Origin of the sequence: Gordonia alkaliphila, assembly GCF_023017165.1 — a bacterium.
Taxonomy (GTDB): Bacteria; Actinomycetota; Actinomycetes; order Mycobacteriales; family Mycobacteriaceae; genus Gordonia; species Gordonia alkaliphila.
In genome coordinates, this window is record NZ_JALKBW010000001.1 from 2258202 (window position 1) to 2272866 (window position 14665).

Here is a 14665-nt window from a genome sequence, read left to right on the forward strand (position 1 = left end):
TCTCAGAGATCGACGACGACGTCGCCGACCGGCGCGTTGACGCAGAGCTGGATGGGCTGGTCGGCTTCGGAGTCGAGTTCGCCGGTGAGGATGTTGCGGGTGCAGCCGGAGGTGCGGACCTTGGTGCATGAGAAGCAGATCCCCATGCGGCAGCCGTACTCGGGATTGAGCCCGGCGGCCTCGGCCTGCTCCAAGAGGGTGCGGCCGTCGTTGTCGGCGGCGGTACCGGAGGCGGCGAACTCGACGGTGCCGGTGATCGGCTGGTTCGGATCCAGCACCGGGGCGGTATTGAGGGTGAACGCTTCGCTGTGCAGGCGATCGGTGAGGCCGCGTTCGTCGTGATACTCGCGCACCGCGTCCATCAACGACGACGGCCCGCACAGGAACACCTGTGCACCGTCGGCGTCGGCGAGGCCGTCGAGATGTGCAGCGGTGAAGCGACCGTCGGCGTCGGTGCGGGTGCAGTGCACCACCACGTCGACGTTGCCCAGCATGTGGGCGATCGACTGCAGCTCGGCCAGGTACGGGACGTCCTGCTCGGACCGTGCGTAGTGCACGAGTGTGACGGGCTTGGAATGACCTTCTGCCACGAGTGTGCGCAACATTGAGAGGACGGGTGTAATACCGGAACCTCCGCTCACCAGGACGGTCCGCTCGGGGCGCCGGGCCGGCAGGACGAAGTCGCCGGCGGGGGCGGAGAGGCCCACCACGTCGCCGATCTCGACGTGCTCGCGCAGGTGTCGGGACACCAGGCCGTCGGCGTGGGCGGTGATGGTCAGTTCCAGGGTGCCGGTGGTCTGGGCGGCATTGGCCGGCGAGAAGAAGCGCCGGTGGCGAACGCCGTCGACGACGGTGCTGACCTCGACATACTGGCCGGGTAGGTGGCCCTTCCACTGGCGGGTCGGGGCCAGGGTGAGGGTCACTGTGCGGTCGGTCTGGCGCGTGCGGCCGACCACCTTGGCGCGGGTCTCGCGCCAGGTCAGCATCGGGTTGACGAACTCCAGGTAGCGATCCACTGGGTACGGAGTGGCGGTCGCTTCGACGAGGTTTTCGAGCAGACCTGCGATTCGAGAAGCCATGGTTCCCTCCTGTTTCAGTGCACGGGTGTACACAAAGAACGATGACACATGCGGCGAGCTTCGGGCAAGTGTCGGGCAGTGTGGCGCCGGTCACCGCTTAGACTGTTCGACGTGGCTTCGTCGAAGGATTCCGGTGGTGGTGGGGACGCGCGTCGTCGTTCCCGGGCGGAGAAGAAGGAAGAGACGCGGCAGGCGCTGCTCGACACGACCATCGAATTAGTGGACGAGCGTTCTTTCGGAAGCCTGTCGTTGCGTGAGGTCTCGCGCGGGGCCGGGATCGTGCCGACCGCCTTCTATCGACACTTCGCCTCGATGGAGGATCTCGGAGTCACCCTGGTGGAGGACTCGATGCGGGTGCTCCGGCGTGCGCTGCGCGAGGGGCGACGAGATCTGGTCAAGAGTGGAATGCCCAGTGCGCGTGAGTCATTGGACATTCTGTTCCGCCATGTTCGCTCGGACGAGGCCAAGTTCCGGTTCCTGATCCGCGAGCAGCACGGCGGTGTGAGCGAGGTTCGGCGCGCGATCAACACCGAGCTGCGGTTGTTCTCCCGTGAGTTGGCCATCGACCTGGCGCGCGTGCCGGCCCTGGTCCGGTGGGAGGCGGACGACCTGGAAACGGCCGCGGACCTGTTCGTCACGATTATGATGACGGCGGTGGCAGACCTGCTCGACGGAGACGGTCGTCCAGGGGCAGCTGATCAGCTGATCCGGCGCGCTGAGAGGCAGCTGGTGATGGTGATTCTCGGAATGGGGCAGTGGAAGACTGATGCCTGATTCGCGCGTGGGGACGGTCTTCGGTCCCTATCGAATCGAAGCACTGATCGGCCGCGGCGGCATGGGTGCGGTGTACCGCGCCTACGACACCGTGCACGACCGCGAAGTGGCGCTGAAACTGTTGGGCGGCACCGGCACCGACGACGGCACGTTCGCCGAGCGCTTCCGCCGCGAATGTCGGCTGGTGGCGAGACTCGGTGAGCCGCACATCATTCCGATCCACGACTTCGGTGCGATCGACGGCACCCTGTACCTGGACATGCGCTTGGTGGAGGGCGAGAACCTACGTCAGGTGCTGCGTCGGGTCGGGCCGCTGCCCGCCGAGGACGCGGTGGCGTTCGCCGAGCAGGTCGGCGAAGCGCTCTCTGCGGCGCACGCTTCCCATCTCGTCCACCGTGACGTGAAACCGGAGAACATCCTGGTGACGCCGACCGGTTTCGCCTACCTCGTGGACTTCGGCATCGCGCACGACGGCACCGACTCCGGGCTGACCAAGGCGGGCACGGCGATCGGGTCGACGGCCTACTTGGCGCCGGAACACTTCGACAACGCTCCCGTCGCGCCGTCGTCGGACGTCTATGCGCTGGCCGCGGTGCTGTTCGAGATGCTTACCGGCCGGCCGCCGTTCGGCGGGGAGACGGTCAGCTCGATCATCAAGGCCGCCGTCCTCCAGGACGCGCCGACGCCCAGTTCCCTGAACCCCGACGTCCCGCCTGCACTGGACGCCGTCCTCGCTCGCGGATTGGCCAAGGACCCGGCGCGCCGTTACGCGTCGGCGGCCGAACTCACCGCGGCCGCCCGCGCCGCGCTGAGCCAGGAATCGGCGACGGAGTTCATTCAGGTCGCGCCGCCGACGCAGCCCTACGCCGGGACCGAGGTGGCGCAGACGCCGGTGTACTCGGAACCGCTCGGCTACGCGGCGACGCAGCAGTCGGGGCCGCTCGGCTACCCGCAGCCGGTCGGCTATCCGTCGTCGCAGGCGACGGATTCGGGTGGTGGCCGCACCACTCAAATGGTTCTGGTCGGCTTCATCGGATTGCTGGTCGCGGCGCTGATCGGCCTGGCCGTCTACTACTTCGGCTTCGCGAACAAGAACGACGACGCCACCGCCGCGTCGCCGTCGACCACCACTCTGACCTCGACCGTTCCCCCGACCGGGCAGCCGACGCAGACGGGCCCGGCGGCGCCGCCGGCCGGGTCGACGCCGTGCAATTCGGCGGTCGGTGTCGGCAGTGGTGTCACCAGCTGCCCGTTCGCCGAGAACGTGCGGTCCGCGTATCTGTCGTCGGGTGCCGATGGCGCAGCGCGAGTGGTCAGCGCCACCAGTCCGGTGACCGGAGAGACCTATCAGATGTCGTGTGTTCCGGAGTCTGGGATCGTCGTCTGCCGCGGCGGCAACAACGCCGTGGTTCACATCTACTGAGTCGAGGGACGTTCATGCGGGGTGGTCGTGCAAGCATGCGTCGAGGCGGCAGCGCGGTGCTCGCGGTGATCCTCGGCTGCGCTCTTGTGGCGTGTTCCGGCGACGACGCGGTGGGCCCGACGGCCACCGAAGTGGTCTACGTGACCGGGAGCCAGTCGGTGAGCGCGAGTGCGTCGGCACCGTCGTCCGCCGGGAAAGCGCCGAGCAAAGCCAAGCTGGCCGCGCGGTTCACGACGCTCAGCGCCGCCCTGGGGCAGCCGGTCGGGGTGTCGATTGCGCCGGTCGGTGGCGGTGAGGTCCTGAGCTTCGGCGATCAGGTGCCGCAGGTCGCCTGGTCGACGATCAAGGTGCCGTTGGCGCTGGCGGCGCAGCGCAAGAACGGCGTGCTCCCCGCTGAGGCGCCGGCCATCGTGGACTCGGACAACGGGTCCGCCGAAGCGCTGTGGGCTTCCCTCGGAACCGCCGAGCAGGCCGCGCAGGCGGTGACCGCGGTGCTGCGCGAGGGCGGCGACCAGAACACGATCGTGCCGTCGGTGAAGTCGCGGCCGGAGTTCACTGTCTTCGGTCAGACGGTGTGGGCACTCGACGACGCGGCGACCTTCACCGCGCACCTGCCCTGCCTGCCCGGCTCCAGCGAGGTGGTGGGATTGATGGGGCGCGTCTCGGCCAACCAGAGCTGGGGCATCGAAGTGATCCCCAACCGCACCACCGCGGTCAAAGGCGGTTGGGGCCCGAGCCCCGACGGCGGCTACGTGGTCCGGCAGATCGGAATCGTGACTCGCAAGGATGGCAAGCAGACCGCCGTCGCACTCAGCACCTATGCGCCCGGTGCGTCGATGGGCAGCGGCATCGCCGCGCTCAACCAGGTGGGTGAGTGGATCGGGGCGAACCTGGCGGCGCTGCCCGGCGGCCGGTGCTGATCGCGCCCGCATAGCCACAGGCCTCCGATAACGGCCAGGCCACGCCGTGGTCTCAGGCGGGCGGCACGGCTTGGCCGTCGTCCGCGGGATCCCTAGTGTTACCTCTGATACTGGTGAGGCGTAAGGGGCTTGTGTGGTTAAGGTGCGGCGGTTTCTGCTCGGGGTGGGCGTCACGATCACGGTGACCTGCGCGACGATGTCGGGGGCGGGGGCCGCCGACGCGTTGGATCTGCCGTTCGGCCTCGGCAACGGGAGTCTCGGCGCGGCGACGGTACCGAAGGCCCAGTTGGACAAGAGCTTTCGTAGTCTCACCAAGTCGATGGCCAAGTCGTTGCCAGGGAAGGTCGGCGTCGCGATCACCCCGGTAGGCGGGGACGTGCCGATCTCGTTCGGCTCGTTGAAGACCGCGCGGGCGTGGTCGACGTTGAAGGTGCCGGTGTCCATCGCGGCGCAGCGCCACGTCGGCGCGGAGGCGCTTCCGCAGGAACTGAAGGCCATCGAGTTCTCCGACAACGCCGCCGCCGAAGACCTGTGGGCCGTGCTCGGCGGCGGCCAGCGGTCCGTGGACGCGGTCACCGCGGTGCTGCGCGAGGGGCATGACCTGATCACCCAGGTGTCGTCCGAGGTGGACCGCCCGCGCAGTTACCCCGGCCATACGCCGTGGGCACTCACCGATCAGTCGATCTTCGCCGCGCACCTGCCGTGCCTGCCCGACAGCGGGCAGGTGCTGAACTACATGAGCCACGTGGCGCCCAACCAGCAGTGGGGCGTCGCGAAGCCCCGCACGCGCGGAGTGCGGGCCGCGGTCAAGGGCGGGTGGGGTCCGTCGTCGGACACCGACGGCCGGGAGGTGGTCCGCCAACTCGCGGTGATCACCACCCCGCGCGGTCAGTACGGCGTGAGTGTGGCGGCCCTACCGCGCAGCGGATCGTTCAGCGACGGCACCGCGATGGTCACGCGGGTGGGCAAGTGGCTGCTGCGCAACCTCGACAAGTTCCCCGCCGGGCGCTGCTAGCCGAAGGCGGCACTCCGCCCCAGAGGAGGCAGCCCAGGCTGCAGCCTGTGGAGCCGACTGCCGCGGATGTGTGGGACTGCCGCCTGTAAGGCGGAGCGGACGCCGCGACGACGGAGACTAGAAGCTGGTCAGCAGGATGGCTTCGGCGAGCGCGGTCCGACGGATCTCCGCCGGGTCGACGCTCTCGTTGGGGGCGTGGATCCGGCACTGCGGTTCCTCCACGCCGAGCAGTGCGATCTCCGCGCGCGGCACCGTCTCGAACAGCACGTTGCACAGGGGGATGGAGCCGCCCTGACCCGAATGCACCACGGTCGCGCCGTCGTACGCCTCGGTCATCGCCGCGGTCAGGGCCGCGTAGCCCGGTCCGTCGGTGCGCGCGGCGAACGGTGAGCCTGCGGCGTCGGAGCTGATCGCGATGGAGCAGTGCCAGGGCACGTGGCGCTCGAGGTGGGCGACCAGCGCGTCGTAGGCCTGGGCCGGCTCGATGCCGGGCGGGATCCGCAGGTTGAGCAGCGCGGCGGCCGACGGGATGATCGCGGCCGCGCACTCGTCGATGCTCGGGGCGTCGACGCCGATGACGGTGACCGCCGGTCGCGCCCAGGCCATGTCGGCTGGGGTACCCGATCCCAGGAGGTCGACGCCGTCCCGCACGCCGGCGTCCGGGCGGAACCGCTCGGGCGGGTACTCGGCGCCGGTCCACCGCTGGTCGGCGGGCAGTCCGTCGATCGTCGTGTTGCCATCGGCGTCGCGGAGGGTGGCGAGCAGAGCGATCAGGGCCGCCATCGCGTCGGGTGCGGGGCCGCCGAACTGGCCGGAGTGCACCGCGGTGTGCAGGGCGTCGATCTGTACGCGGACGTTCACGACGCCGCGCAGGCTGGTGGTGAGCGTCGGGACGCCGACCTCGATGTTCCCGGCGTCGCCGATCACGATGAGGTCGGCGTCGAACAGTTCCGGTCGCGTCCGGACCAGATCCTCCAGGCCCTCGCCGCCGGCCTCCTCCGACCCCTCGATGATGATGCGGACTCCACACGAGGCGTCGGCGCCGACCGCGCGCAACGCAGTCAGGTGGGCCACCAGGTTGCCCTTGCAGTCGGCGGCGCCGCGCCCGTACCAGCGGCCGTCGCGTTCGGTCAGTGCGAAAGGCGGTGTGGTCCAGAGGGATTCGTCGCCCGCGGGCTGCACGTCGTGGTGGCTGTAGAGCGCCACGGTACGACTGCCGGCCGGCCCCGGCCGGTGGCCGACGATCGCCTGCGATCCGTCCGAGGTGTCGACCACCTCGCAGTCGAAGCCGAGCTCGGCGAACTGCGCCGCCACCCACTCGGCGCTGGACCGGTTGGCGTCGACGCGGGTGGCGTCGCCGTGCACCGACGCGAAGCTCACGAGTTCGGCCAGGTCGGTGCGGGCGAGGGGCATCTGGGCGTCGACGTGGTCGGCGAGAGGCGATTGGGTCATACCTCCACTGTCACACGTCGAAGGCCGCGTGCATCTCCCAGTAGACGATTTCCGCGTCGTCGACGGCGGTCACGGTCAGCGGACCGGCGTCGGTGGTGCGCAGCGCGTCGCCCTCGACGATCGGCTCGGCGCCGTTCACCGAGACCTGCCCGCGTGCCACGTACAGGTGGCCGAACGGCGCGGCCGGCAACTCGATGGCCTGCCCGGCGCGCGGCTGGGCCAGGTGCAGCGCGGCGAAGCGGTTGGCGATCTCGATGGCGCCCGAGTCGCGATGCTCGGCCCGACCGGACGCGGCCACCACGGGCTCGCCGGAGGCCAGCGCCGCGGCGAGGTCGCGTTCGGCGTGCGACGGCTCCAGGCCGTCGCTGTGCGGTGCCACCCACATCTGCACCACGCGCAGCTGCTCGCCGCGGTGGCTGGTGTCGGCGTTCTTCTCCGAGTGCGTGATACCGCTACCGGCGCGCATGTAGCCGAGCGTGCCCGGCTGCAGGACCAACTCGTGGCCGCGGGAATCCTTATGTCGCACAGCGCCTTCGAGGACCCAGGTGAGGATCTCCATGTTCTGGTGCTGGTGCGCGTCCAAGCCTTCGCCGGCGGCCACCACGTCGTCGTTGTGCACCACCAGGACGCCGTGCGCATTGCCGAACAGGTCGTAGTTGCCGGTGGCCGGGAAGCTCTGCCAGGACGTGAGCCATTCGTTGGCCCAGTAGTGGCGGTCGGCGGCGGGGCGTAGTTCGACGGACATGCTCTATTCCATTCGGTCGAGAGGTTCAGCGAGCCGGGTCATGATGTCGACCAGCTCCTGACCGTCATTGCGGGAGAGGGGAGTGAAGAACAGGTGGTTCACCAGGTCGCGGTGGCCGCGGGCGGCGGCCTCGAAGGCTGCGCGTCCCTCGTCGGTGAGGATCGCGTAGCTGCCCCGGCCGTCCTCGGGGACCTTTTCGCGGCGCACCCACCCTCGCTTGCACAAACTGTCCACCTGATAGGTCAGACGGGAGGCGGTGAACACCATCCGCTGCGCGATCTCCTTCATCCGAAGGCGCTGGTCGGGCGCCTCGGACAGGATCAGCATCACGTGGAAGTCGGAGAGGGTCATCTCCGATTCGCTGCGGAGTTGCTCGTCGATCGCGGTGGTCAGGCGTGCGCTGGTCTCGATGAACAGGCGCCACGCCCGACTCCGCGGATCGGCGTCGTCGATGGTCAGGTTCATCGCATGACGTGCGGCATCAGCGCGTCGTCGGGGATCACGCCGAGACGGCCGGCCTGGTAGTCCTCGATGGCCTGGACCAACTGCTCGCGGGTGTTCATCACGAACGGTCCGTAGGCGGCGACGGGCTCGCGGATGGGCTGTCCGCCCAGCAGCAGGACCTCCATCGCGGGGCGGTGCGAATCCTGCCCGTGCGCGTCGGCGGCGACGGTGATGCGGTCGCCCTTGCCCAGCACGGCGAGCTGTCCGCCGGTGATCGGGCGCTGCTCGGCGCCGACGGTGCCGTTGCCCGAGAGCACGTAGACGAGCCCGTTGAAGTCCTCGCGCCACGGCACCGACAGCTGAGCGCCCGGTGCGATGGTGGCGTGCGCGAACGCGATCGGCGTGTGGGTGGATCCCGGACCGGCGTGGCCGTCGATGTCGCCGGCGATGACGCGGAGCAGGGCGCCGCCGTCGGACGAGGAGACCAGTGCCGACTGTCCGCCCTCGAGGTTCTGGTACTGCGGCGTGAGGAACTTGTCCTTGGCCGGCAGGTTGACCCACAGCTGAATGCCATGGAACGTGCCGCCGGACTCCACGAGCTCGGCTGGCGGGGTCTCGATGTGCAGGATGCCCGATCCGGCGGTCATCCACTGCGTCGCACCGTCGGTGATCAGGCCACCGCCACCGGCGGAGTCCTGGTGCTGGAACAGGCCGTCGATCATGTAGGTGACGGTCTCGAAACCACGGTGCGGGTGCCAGGAGGTGCCCTTCGGTTCGCCCGGCTCGTACTCCACCTCGCCCATCTGGTCCATATGGATGAACGGGTCGAGGGCGGCCGCCGAGACGCCGGCGAAGGCGCGCACCACGGGGAAGCCTTCGCCTTCGTAGGAGCGCGGCCCGCTGGTCACCGAGACGACGGTGCGCTCGGAGTCGGCAGGGCCGGCCTCGGTCAGGCGGGGCAGGGACAGGGTGTCTGCGGTCACGGCGGGCATGGGGTTCCTCCAGCTAGTTCAGATTTGAAGTATCTCAACCCGTGTAACCGAACGCAACCGAAACCTATTCCCGGCCGGTCATAATCAACGGTATGGCCATCAATCCCATGAATGACCGACCTGCCCGCGAGCGGCAACGACTGCGCAAGCTCGCACAGGCGGCGATGAACGCGGACCAGACGGTGGATCAGGTCGAGGGCATTCTCGGCGACATGGGCCCGGTGCTGGCGGGGCTGACCGGCACCATCGGCGAGCTCGACGGCGCGATCGAGAATCTCGAGACCACCCTGGAACGGCTCAACACCTCCCTGGACAAAGTCGACACGACGGTCAACCGTATGGCCGGTGTGGTGACGCGTCTGGAACGGGTCGTCGGCCAGGTGGAGCAGTTGGTGGCGCTGGGCGAGGTCGCGATGCGCCCGCTCGGGGTGATCGAGTCGGCCGGCCGCGGCGTGGTGGGTCTGCTGGGCTTCGGCGACAAGCCGGACCGGAGCAGGGCTTGACCGTCCGCCGTCCGACGAGGCTTGTCTCCTACGATTGACGAAGAGCATTCATCGATTGAGGAGCCTGTGTGAGTTCTGACTCCAAGCCCGCCAAGTGGTTGGCCGAGGCATTTGGCACGTTCTGGCTGGTATTCGGCGGTTGTGGCAGCGCCATCTTCGCGGCCACCTTCCTGGTCGACAAGGACGGTGCAGTAGGCAAGGTCCAACTCGGCATCGGCTTCCTCGGCGTCTCGCTGGCCTTCGGTCTCTCGGTGCTGACCATGATCTACGCCGTGGGCTGGATCTCCGGCGGCCACTTCAACCCGGCCGTGACCCTGGGCGCCGCGGTCAGCGGGCGCTTCCCCTGGAAGGATCTGCCCGGCTACTGGCTGTCCCAGGTGATCGGCGGACTGCTGGCCGGTGCCGCGCTGTTCCTGATCGCCAACGGCAAGCCCGGTTTCAGTGCGACCGGCAACATGGCGGCAAACGGCTACGGCGACCATTCGCCCGGACTGTACTCCCTAGGGTCGGTGATCGTCGCCGAGGTGATCCTGACCGGATTCTTCGTGCTCATCGTTCTGGGCGCCACCCACGGTCGGGCACCGATCGGTTTCGCGGGTCTGGCGATCGGGTTCGCGCTGACGCTGGTCCACCTCATCTCGATTCCGATCTCCAACACGTCGGTGAATCCGGCACGGTCGACGGCGGTCGCGTTCTTCAACGGCGACGGCGCACTGCCGCAGCTGTGGGTCTTCTGGCTGGCGCCGCTGATCGGCGGTCTGCTGGCCGGAGTGTTGTTCCCGCTGATGTGGGAACGGCTTCCGTTCGCCCGCCCCGACATCGTCGGCGGCCCCGAGCCCACCGCGGCAGAACAGTAAGAAGGAGCAGTCGTATGATTTCCGAAGAGCGTTCGTTGCAGGGGCGTCGCGGACGCACCATCGTCTACGACGTGCATCGCCCGGAGAACGACCCGATCGGCGTCGTCGCGCTGGTGCACGGTCTCGGCGAGCACGCGGGCCGCTACGGCCACGTGATCGACCGGCTGACCGCCGCCGGCTACGTGGTGATCGCCCCCGACCACGCGGGTCACGGGCGCTCGGGCGGCAAGCGACTGGGCGTCAGCGACTTCAGTGACTTCGGCGCCGATCTGGAACGGGTCATCGCGAGCGTGCAGCGCGACGGCCTGCCGCTGTACATGCTCGGCCACAGCATGGGCGGCGCCATCGCGCTCGACTACGCCCTCAACCACCCCGATCAGCTCACCGGGCTGGTCCTGTCCGGGCCCGCCGTGGTCCCGGGCGACGATCTGCCGCCGGTGATGGTGAAGCTCGCGCCGGTGCTGGGCCGACTGCTGCCGGGGCTGCCCGCCACTGCGCTGCCCGCCTCCGGGGTGAGCCGCGATCCGCAGGTGGTCGCCGCGTACGAGGCCGATCCGCTGGTGTGGCACGGCAAGATTCCGGCCGGCCTCGGCGGCGCGCTGGTCGGCGCCATGGCGTCGTTCCCCGAACGTCTGCCCACGCTGAGCGTCCCGACGCTGGCCCTGCACGGCGGCAGCGATGTCCTGGCCAACGCCGACGGCACCCGCCTGATCGGGGAACTCGGCGGCGGCTCCGACGTGACCACCACGATCTACCCGGAGCTCTACCACGAGATCTTCAACGAGCCCGAGCAGGAGCAGGTGCTCGACGACGTGCTGGCCTGGCTCGCGGAGCACTGACCGGGCCGGTCAGCTTCACCGACCGGGTCTACCATCGAAAAAGGTTCGACTCGCTGCGTGCATGGCAGCGAGTCGAAACCCTTTTCTTTACGATCTCGGTGAGATCACTCGAGGTCGAGATTGTTGCTGCTGCTCTGGCTGCTGGTGGTGCCAGACGCGGGCAGTTCGATCGCCGTCGTGGTGTCGGTGTCGGCGTTGGTGTTGGTGTTGATGTTAGTGTCGGCGTTGGTGCCGGTGTCGGTGTCGGTAACCCCGAAACTGAGGGCGTTGCGGCTCGTCGTGTCGCCGCCGGCGAGCTGGGTCGGCGCGGCCGTGTCCTTCTTGCCGAAGTAGTCCGAACTGAACTCGATGCCCTTGTCGCCGCCCAGCGTGACGGTGGCGATGTTGGGCTTCATGCCTTCGATCGGATCCATGCCGAGCAGGGTCGGAATGAGGGCCAGCGGGTTGAACAGGTTCAGCGCCAGGGTGCTCGCGGGGACATTGAGGTTCGCGCCGAGGCCGAGCACGTTGAAGCAACCGGCCCCGCCGGAGGCGACCGCAAAGGTCAGCATTCCAACGCATGCCGAATTCGCCAGCTTCAGGTTGTACTCCGGGATCTCCACGGAAGTCGCAGTTGCTAGACCTCCGAGCGCGAAGGCGAGACTGACCGAGCCCTTGGTGCCGACCGCGCTGGCTCCGCCCGGCCCGAGCGCGATCGCCAGGTCGGTCCCCGCCGGAACGTTGAGGACCTTGCTGGTGTCGTAGGCCTCGCCACCGAGAATGCCGAAGGCCGCGGACAGTTCGGGGGAGGCTTCGACGACGGCGGGTGCTGAAGCCGGCGCTTCCGTGGGCAGGGGTGCCAGCGTGCTGCCGGCGATGATCGCGGCGCCGACGGAGGCGGTGCCGACCGCGGCCGCGGTCTGGCGGAGGGTGGGGCGAAGAGCGTGCATGTGTCTCCAATGCTCAGAAGTTGTTAATGCGCGCTCAGGTTATGTTCAGGGTTGCGGCCGGTCGGTGCGGATACCGAGCGTTTCCCCGTTATGGAGGACACAGGTTCAACCGTTCGAACGACCTCAGAACCAGGCGGGGTCGGCGTCGAGCGTGGTGCGGTCGCCGGCGGCCACCAGGTCGAGCTGCGGGCCGGTCTTCGGGAGCTCGTAGGTGAAGAAGTACCGGGCCGCGGCACGCTTGCCGCTGAAGAAGTCGCCCGCGCGGTCGCCGACGGCCAGCAGCTGCTCCAACCACATCCACGCGATCACGATGTGCCCCGCGGCCTCGAGGTACGCGGTGGCGTTCGCCAGGGCCAGTGCCGGGTCGCCCGACGCCCACGCCGCCGCGGTCACCTCGGCGAGGCGCGCGAGCGACGCGGCGAGAGCGTCGCCGTAGACCGCGGCGTCCCCGCCCGCCTCGGCAGCGCGCGCCACCGTGGCGCCGACGGCGTCGGCCAGCACGGCGAAGCCTTCACCGGAGTTCATGATCACCTTGCGGCCCAGCAGGTCGAGCCCGTGAATCCCGTGTGCGCCTTCATGAATCGGGTTGAGGCGGTTGTCGCGGTAGTACTGCTCCACATCGAACTCGCGGGTGTAGCCGTACCCGCCGTGCACCTGGATCGCGAGGCTGTTGGCCTCCAGGCACCACTGGCTGGGCCAGCTCTTCACGATCGGGGTGAGGACTTCCAGGAGGGTGTGTGCCCGCGCGCGGTCGGCCTCGTCCGGTGCGGTCATCTCGTCGTCGACCAACCGGGACGCGTACAGACCGAGTGCCAGTGCACCTTCGGCGTAGGCCTTCTGCGCCAACAGCATTCGCTTCACGTCGGCGTGCTCGATGATCGGCACCGGTGCCACGTCCGGCCCCTTGGCGTCGACGGGACGGCCCTGCTCGCGGGTCTTCGCGTACTCCACCGACTGCAGGTAGCCGGCGTAACCGAGGGCGGTGGCGAGGAAGCCGACGCCGATCCGGGCCTCGTTCATCATGTTGAACATGTACCGGAGGCCGTTGTGCTCCTCGCCGACCAGATAGCCGACGGCACCGGTGACGCCGTCGACCGGGAAACTACCGTCGCCGAAGTTGAGCAGCGCGTTGGTGGTGCCGCGATTGCCCATCTTGTGGTTGAGGCCGACCAGTGCGACGTCGTTGCGGGTGCCGTCGGTGAGGAACTTGGGGACCACGAACAGCGAGATGCCCTTGGTGCCGGGGCCGCCGCCGGGTGCCTTGGCAAGGACGAGGTGCACGATGTTCTCGGTGATCTCGTGGTCGCCGGCCGAGATCCACATCTTGGTGCCGGTGATCGCGTAGGTGCCGTCGCCCTGGGGGACCGCGCGGGTGGTGATGTCGGCGAGCGACGATCCGGCCTGCGGCTCGGACAGGCACATGGTGCCCGAGAAACGGCCTTCGAGCATGGGGCGCACCCAGGTGTCGATCTGCTCGGGCGAGCCGTACTTGGCCAGCAGGTTCGCGTTGCCGACGGTGAGGAAGCTGTACGACGACGTCGCCGCGTTCGCGGCCTGGAAGTTCACCATCGACGCGCGAGAAACGGTGTGCGGCAACTGCATTCCGCCCAGCTCCTCGTCGAACGAGCCGGCGTTGAGGCCGGCCTCGGCGAACGCGTGCACCGCGGTCGCGATCTCGTCGAGCAGAACCACCTTGCCGTCCGGTCCGATCTGCGGTTCGGTCTGGTCCGACTTCTTGTTGTGCGGCGCGTACAGTTTGGCGGCCATGTCGTGGCTGAGGTCGAGGACCGCGTCGAAGGTCTCGCGCGAGTGCTCGGCGAAGCGCGGCCGTTCGGTGAGTGCGGCGACGTCCAGCCAGTCGTGGAGGAGGAAGTCGAGGTCTGCGCGGGACATGAAGTCGGCCATGCCCGCTAGTGTCTCAGATTCCGGCGCGTCGGATCAGATCGCCCGCCCAGCGGGGCGACACCTCGGCGACGGCGCGCAGGGCCACCGCGTAGCGCGGATAGATCTCGGCCTCGCCGGTCTTCGCCGCCTGCTCGATGCAGCTCGCCGCCTCCTCCGCGGACAGCGCGACGGCGTCGTCGTAGTCGGCGGTGGGAGCGATCATCGGGGTGCGCACCAGGGGAAAGCCCACGTTGCTGACGGTGACGCCGGTGCCGCGGCACTCGTCGTCCAGGCTGCGGCCGAAGGCGGCGAGTGCGGCCTTGGACGCGTGGTAGGCGCTGAACTTGGGCATGGAACCGGCGGCGACGCCCCAGGTCACGACATTGATGATGCGGCCGCGGCCCCGATTCTGCATCGCGGGCAGGAGCGCGGTGGTCAGGGGGACCGCGCCGAAGTAGTTCAGCGCCATGGTGCCCTCGTAGTCGTGAAAGCGGTCGACGGTGTCGAGGACCGAGCGGCGGATGGAACGGCCGGCGTTGTTCACGAGCACCTCCGGGGTACCGAAGCGAGCCTGGATCTGCGCGGCGAGGTCGGCGGCGGCGTCGACGTCGGACAGGTCCGCGGTCATCGGGTGGGCGGTGGCACCGGTCCGAGTGAGCGCATCGCAGACGGCGGTGAGTCGGTCGAGGTCGCGCGCGACGGCGATCACCTCGGCGCCCGCGTCGGCGAATTGATGGGCGGCGGCTTCGTCGATGCCCGAGGAGGCGCCGGTGATCACCACGAGGTGGCCGGTCAGGTCACGGTGCTGG

The 14665-nt window shown here is 68.9% G+C and carries 15 protein-coding genes; 7 read left to right on the plus strand and 8 right to left on the minus strand.

Annotation, left to right across the window (positions count from 1 at the left end; translation table 11 throughout):
• Positions 1-2: 2 nt before the first annotated feature.
• Positions 3-1079 carry a ferredoxin reductase gene (locus tag MUG78_RS10235; protein WP_246994481.1) on the minus strand — a complete coding sequence of 359 codons (1077 nt, stop codon included), beginning with the start codon at positions 1077-1079 and terminating at the stop codon, positions 3-5.
• 48 nt (positions 1080-1127) lie between these two features.
• Here MUG78_RS10235 and MUG78_RS10240 point away from each other — a divergent pair, with 48 nt between their 5' ends.
• From MUG78_RS10240 to MUG78_RS10255, 4 genes are all read left to right on the plus strand, one after another.
• Positions 1128-1853, plus strand: a complete 726-nt coding sequence (locus MUG78_RS10240) for a TetR family transcriptional regulator (RefSeq protein ID WP_372493186.1) — start codon at positions 1128-1130, stop codon at positions 1851-1853.
• Entirely contained in the window at positions 1846-3276 is a 1431-nt protein-coding gene (locus tag MUG78_RS10245) for a serine/threonine-protein kinase (RefSeq protein WP_246994485.1), read from the plus strand. Before MUG78_RS10240 ends, MUG78_RS10245 begins: the two co-directional genes overlap by 8 nt.
• 35 nt (positions 3277-3311) lie before the next feature.
• Positions 3312-4196, plus strand: a complete 885-nt coding sequence (locus tag MUG78_RS10250; RefSeq protein WP_246994494.1) for a serine hydrolase — start codon at positions 3312-3314, stop codon at positions 4194-4196.
• Between the two features lie 133 nt (positions 4197-4329).
• Entirely contained in the window at positions 4330-5211 is an 882-nt protein-coding gene (locus tag MUG78_RS10255; protein WP_372493187.1) for a serine hydrolase, read from the plus strand.
• Positions 5212-5328: 117 nt separating this feature from the next.
• Here MUG78_RS10255 and MUG78_RS10260 read toward each other — a convergent pair whose 3' ends face one another.
• The 4 genes from MUG78_RS10260 to MUG78_RS10275 are packed head-to-tail and all read right to left on the minus strand — an operon-like array spanning position 5329 to position 8844.
• Positions 5329-6663, minus strand: a complete 1335-nt coding sequence (locus tag MUG78_RS10260) for a dipeptidase (protein ID WP_246994496.1) — start codon at positions 6661-6663, stop codon at positions 5329-5331.
• A gap of 10 nt (positions 6664-6673) precedes the next feature.
• The gene (locus MUG78_RS10265; RefSeq protein WP_246994497.1) at positions 6674-7408 is read right to left on the minus strand and encodes a pirin family protein; all 735 of its coding nucleotides are present in this window, start codon (positions 7406-7408) and stop codon (positions 6674-6676) included.
• Positions 7409-7411: 3 nt separating this feature from the next.
• A complete protein-coding gene (locus MUG78_RS10270) occupies positions 7412-7873 on the minus strand; it encodes a MarR family winged helix-turn-helix transcriptional regulator (protein WP_246994499.1) in 462 nt (153 codons plus the stop codon).
• Positions 7870-8844, minus strand: a complete 975-nt coding sequence (locus tag MUG78_RS10275; RefSeq protein WP_246994502.1) for a pirin family protein — start codon at positions 8842-8844, stop codon at positions 7870-7872. Before MUG78_RS10275 ends, MUG78_RS10270 begins: the two co-directional genes overlap by 4 nt.
• Before the next feature lie 92 nt (positions 8845-8936).
• Between MUG78_RS10275 and MUG78_RS10280 the strand changes: the two genes are divergently transcribed.
• The 3 genes from MUG78_RS10280 to MUG78_RS10290 all read left to right on the plus strand — a co-directional run bounded on the left by MUG78_RS10280 (position 8937) and on the right by MUG78_RS10290 (position 11043).
• Positions 8937-9347: a hypothetical protein gene (locus tag MUG78_RS10280; protein ID WP_246994504.1), complete on the plus strand. Its 411-nt coding sequence runs from the start codon at positions 8937-8939 to the stop codon at positions 9345-9347.
• A 68-nt stretch (positions 9348-9415) separates the two neighbouring features.
• Entirely contained in the window at positions 9416-10204 is a 789-nt protein-coding gene (gene aqpZ / locus MUG78_RS10285; RefSeq protein ID WP_246994505.1) for an aquaporin Z, read from the plus strand.
• Positions 10205-10218: 14 nt separating this feature from the next.
• Entirely contained in the window at positions 10219-11043 is an 825-nt protein-coding gene (locus tag MUG78_RS10290) for an alpha/beta hydrolase (protein ID WP_246994508.1), read from the plus strand.
• A 104-nt stretch (positions 11044-11147) separates the two neighbouring features.
• Here MUG78_RS10290 and MUG78_RS10295 read toward each other — a convergent pair whose 3' ends face one another.
• The 3 genes from MUG78_RS10295 to MUG78_RS10305 form a co-directional block, all read right to left on the minus strand.
• Positions 11148-11972, minus strand: coding sequence for a hypothetical protein (locus MUG78_RS10295; protein ID WP_246994510.1), 825 nt, complete (start codon positions 11970-11972; stop codon positions 11148-11150).
• Positions 11973-12095: 123 nt separating this feature from the next.
• Positions 12096-13877: an acyl-CoA dehydrogenase gene (locus MUG78_RS10300; RefSeq protein ID WP_246994512.1), complete on the minus strand. Its 1782-nt coding sequence runs from the start codon at positions 13875-13877 to the stop codon at positions 12096-12098.
• A gap of 13 nt (positions 13878-13890) precedes the next feature.
• Positions 13891-14637: an SDR family NAD(P)-dependent oxidoreductase gene (locus tag MUG78_RS10305; protein ID WP_246994514.1), complete on the minus strand. Its 747-nt coding sequence runs from the start codon at positions 14635-14637 to the stop codon at positions 13891-13893.
• Positions 14638-14665: the final 28 nt, after the last annotated feature.

Excerpts from the sequence above, each read along its gene's own strand:
- MUG78_RS10280 (WP_246994504.1), top strand. The coding sequence starts at position 8,937 with ATGGCCATCAATCCCATGAATGACCGACCTGCCCGCGAGCGGCAACGA.
- MUG78_RS10260 (WP_246994496.1), bottom strand. The coding sequence starts at position 6,663 with ATGACCCAATCGCCTCTCGCCGACCACGTCGACGCCCAGATGCCCCTC.
- MUG78_RS10290 (WP_246994508.1), top strand. The coding sequence starts at position 10,219 with ATGATTTCCGAAGAGCGTTCGTTGCAGGGGCGTCGCGGACGCACCATC.
- MUG78_RS10270 (WP_246994499.1), bottom strand. The coding sequence starts at position 7,873 with ATGAACCTGACCATCGACGACGCCGATCCGCGGAGTCGGGCGTGGCGC.
- MUG78_RS10235 (WP_246994481.1), bottom strand. The coding sequence starts at position 1,079 with ATGGCTTCTCGAATCGCAGGTCTGCTCGAAAACCTCGTCGAAGCGACC.
- MUG78_RS10275 (WP_246994502.1), bottom strand. The coding sequence starts at position 8,844 with ATGCCCGCCGTGACCGCAGACACCCTGTCCCTGCCCCGCCTGACCGAG.
- MUG78_RS10300 (WP_246994512.1), bottom strand. The coding sequence starts at position 13,877 with ATGGCCGACTTCATGTCCCGCGCAGACCTCGACTTCCTCCTCCACGAC.
- MUG78_RS10250 (WP_246994494.1), top strand. The coding sequence starts at position 3,312 with ATGCGTCGAGGCGGCAGCGCGGTGCTCGCGGTGATCCTCGGCTGCGCT.
- MUG78_RS10265 (WP_246994497.1), bottom strand. The coding sequence starts at position 7,408 with ATGTCCGTCGAACTACGCCCCGCCGCCGACCGCCACTACTGGGCCAAC.
- MUG78_RS10295 (WP_246994510.1), bottom strand. The coding sequence starts at position 11,972 with ATGCACGCTCTTCGCCCCACCCTCCGCCAGACCGCGGCCGCGGTCGGC.
- MUG78_RS10245 (WP_246994485.1), top strand. The coding sequence starts at position 1,846 with ATGCCTGATTCGCGCGTGGGGACGGTCTTCGGTCCCTATCGAATCGAA.
- MUG78_RS10240 (WP_372493186.1), top strand. The coding sequence starts at position 1,128 with ATGCGGCGAGCTTCGGGCAAGTGTCGGGCAGTGTGGCGCCGGTCACCG.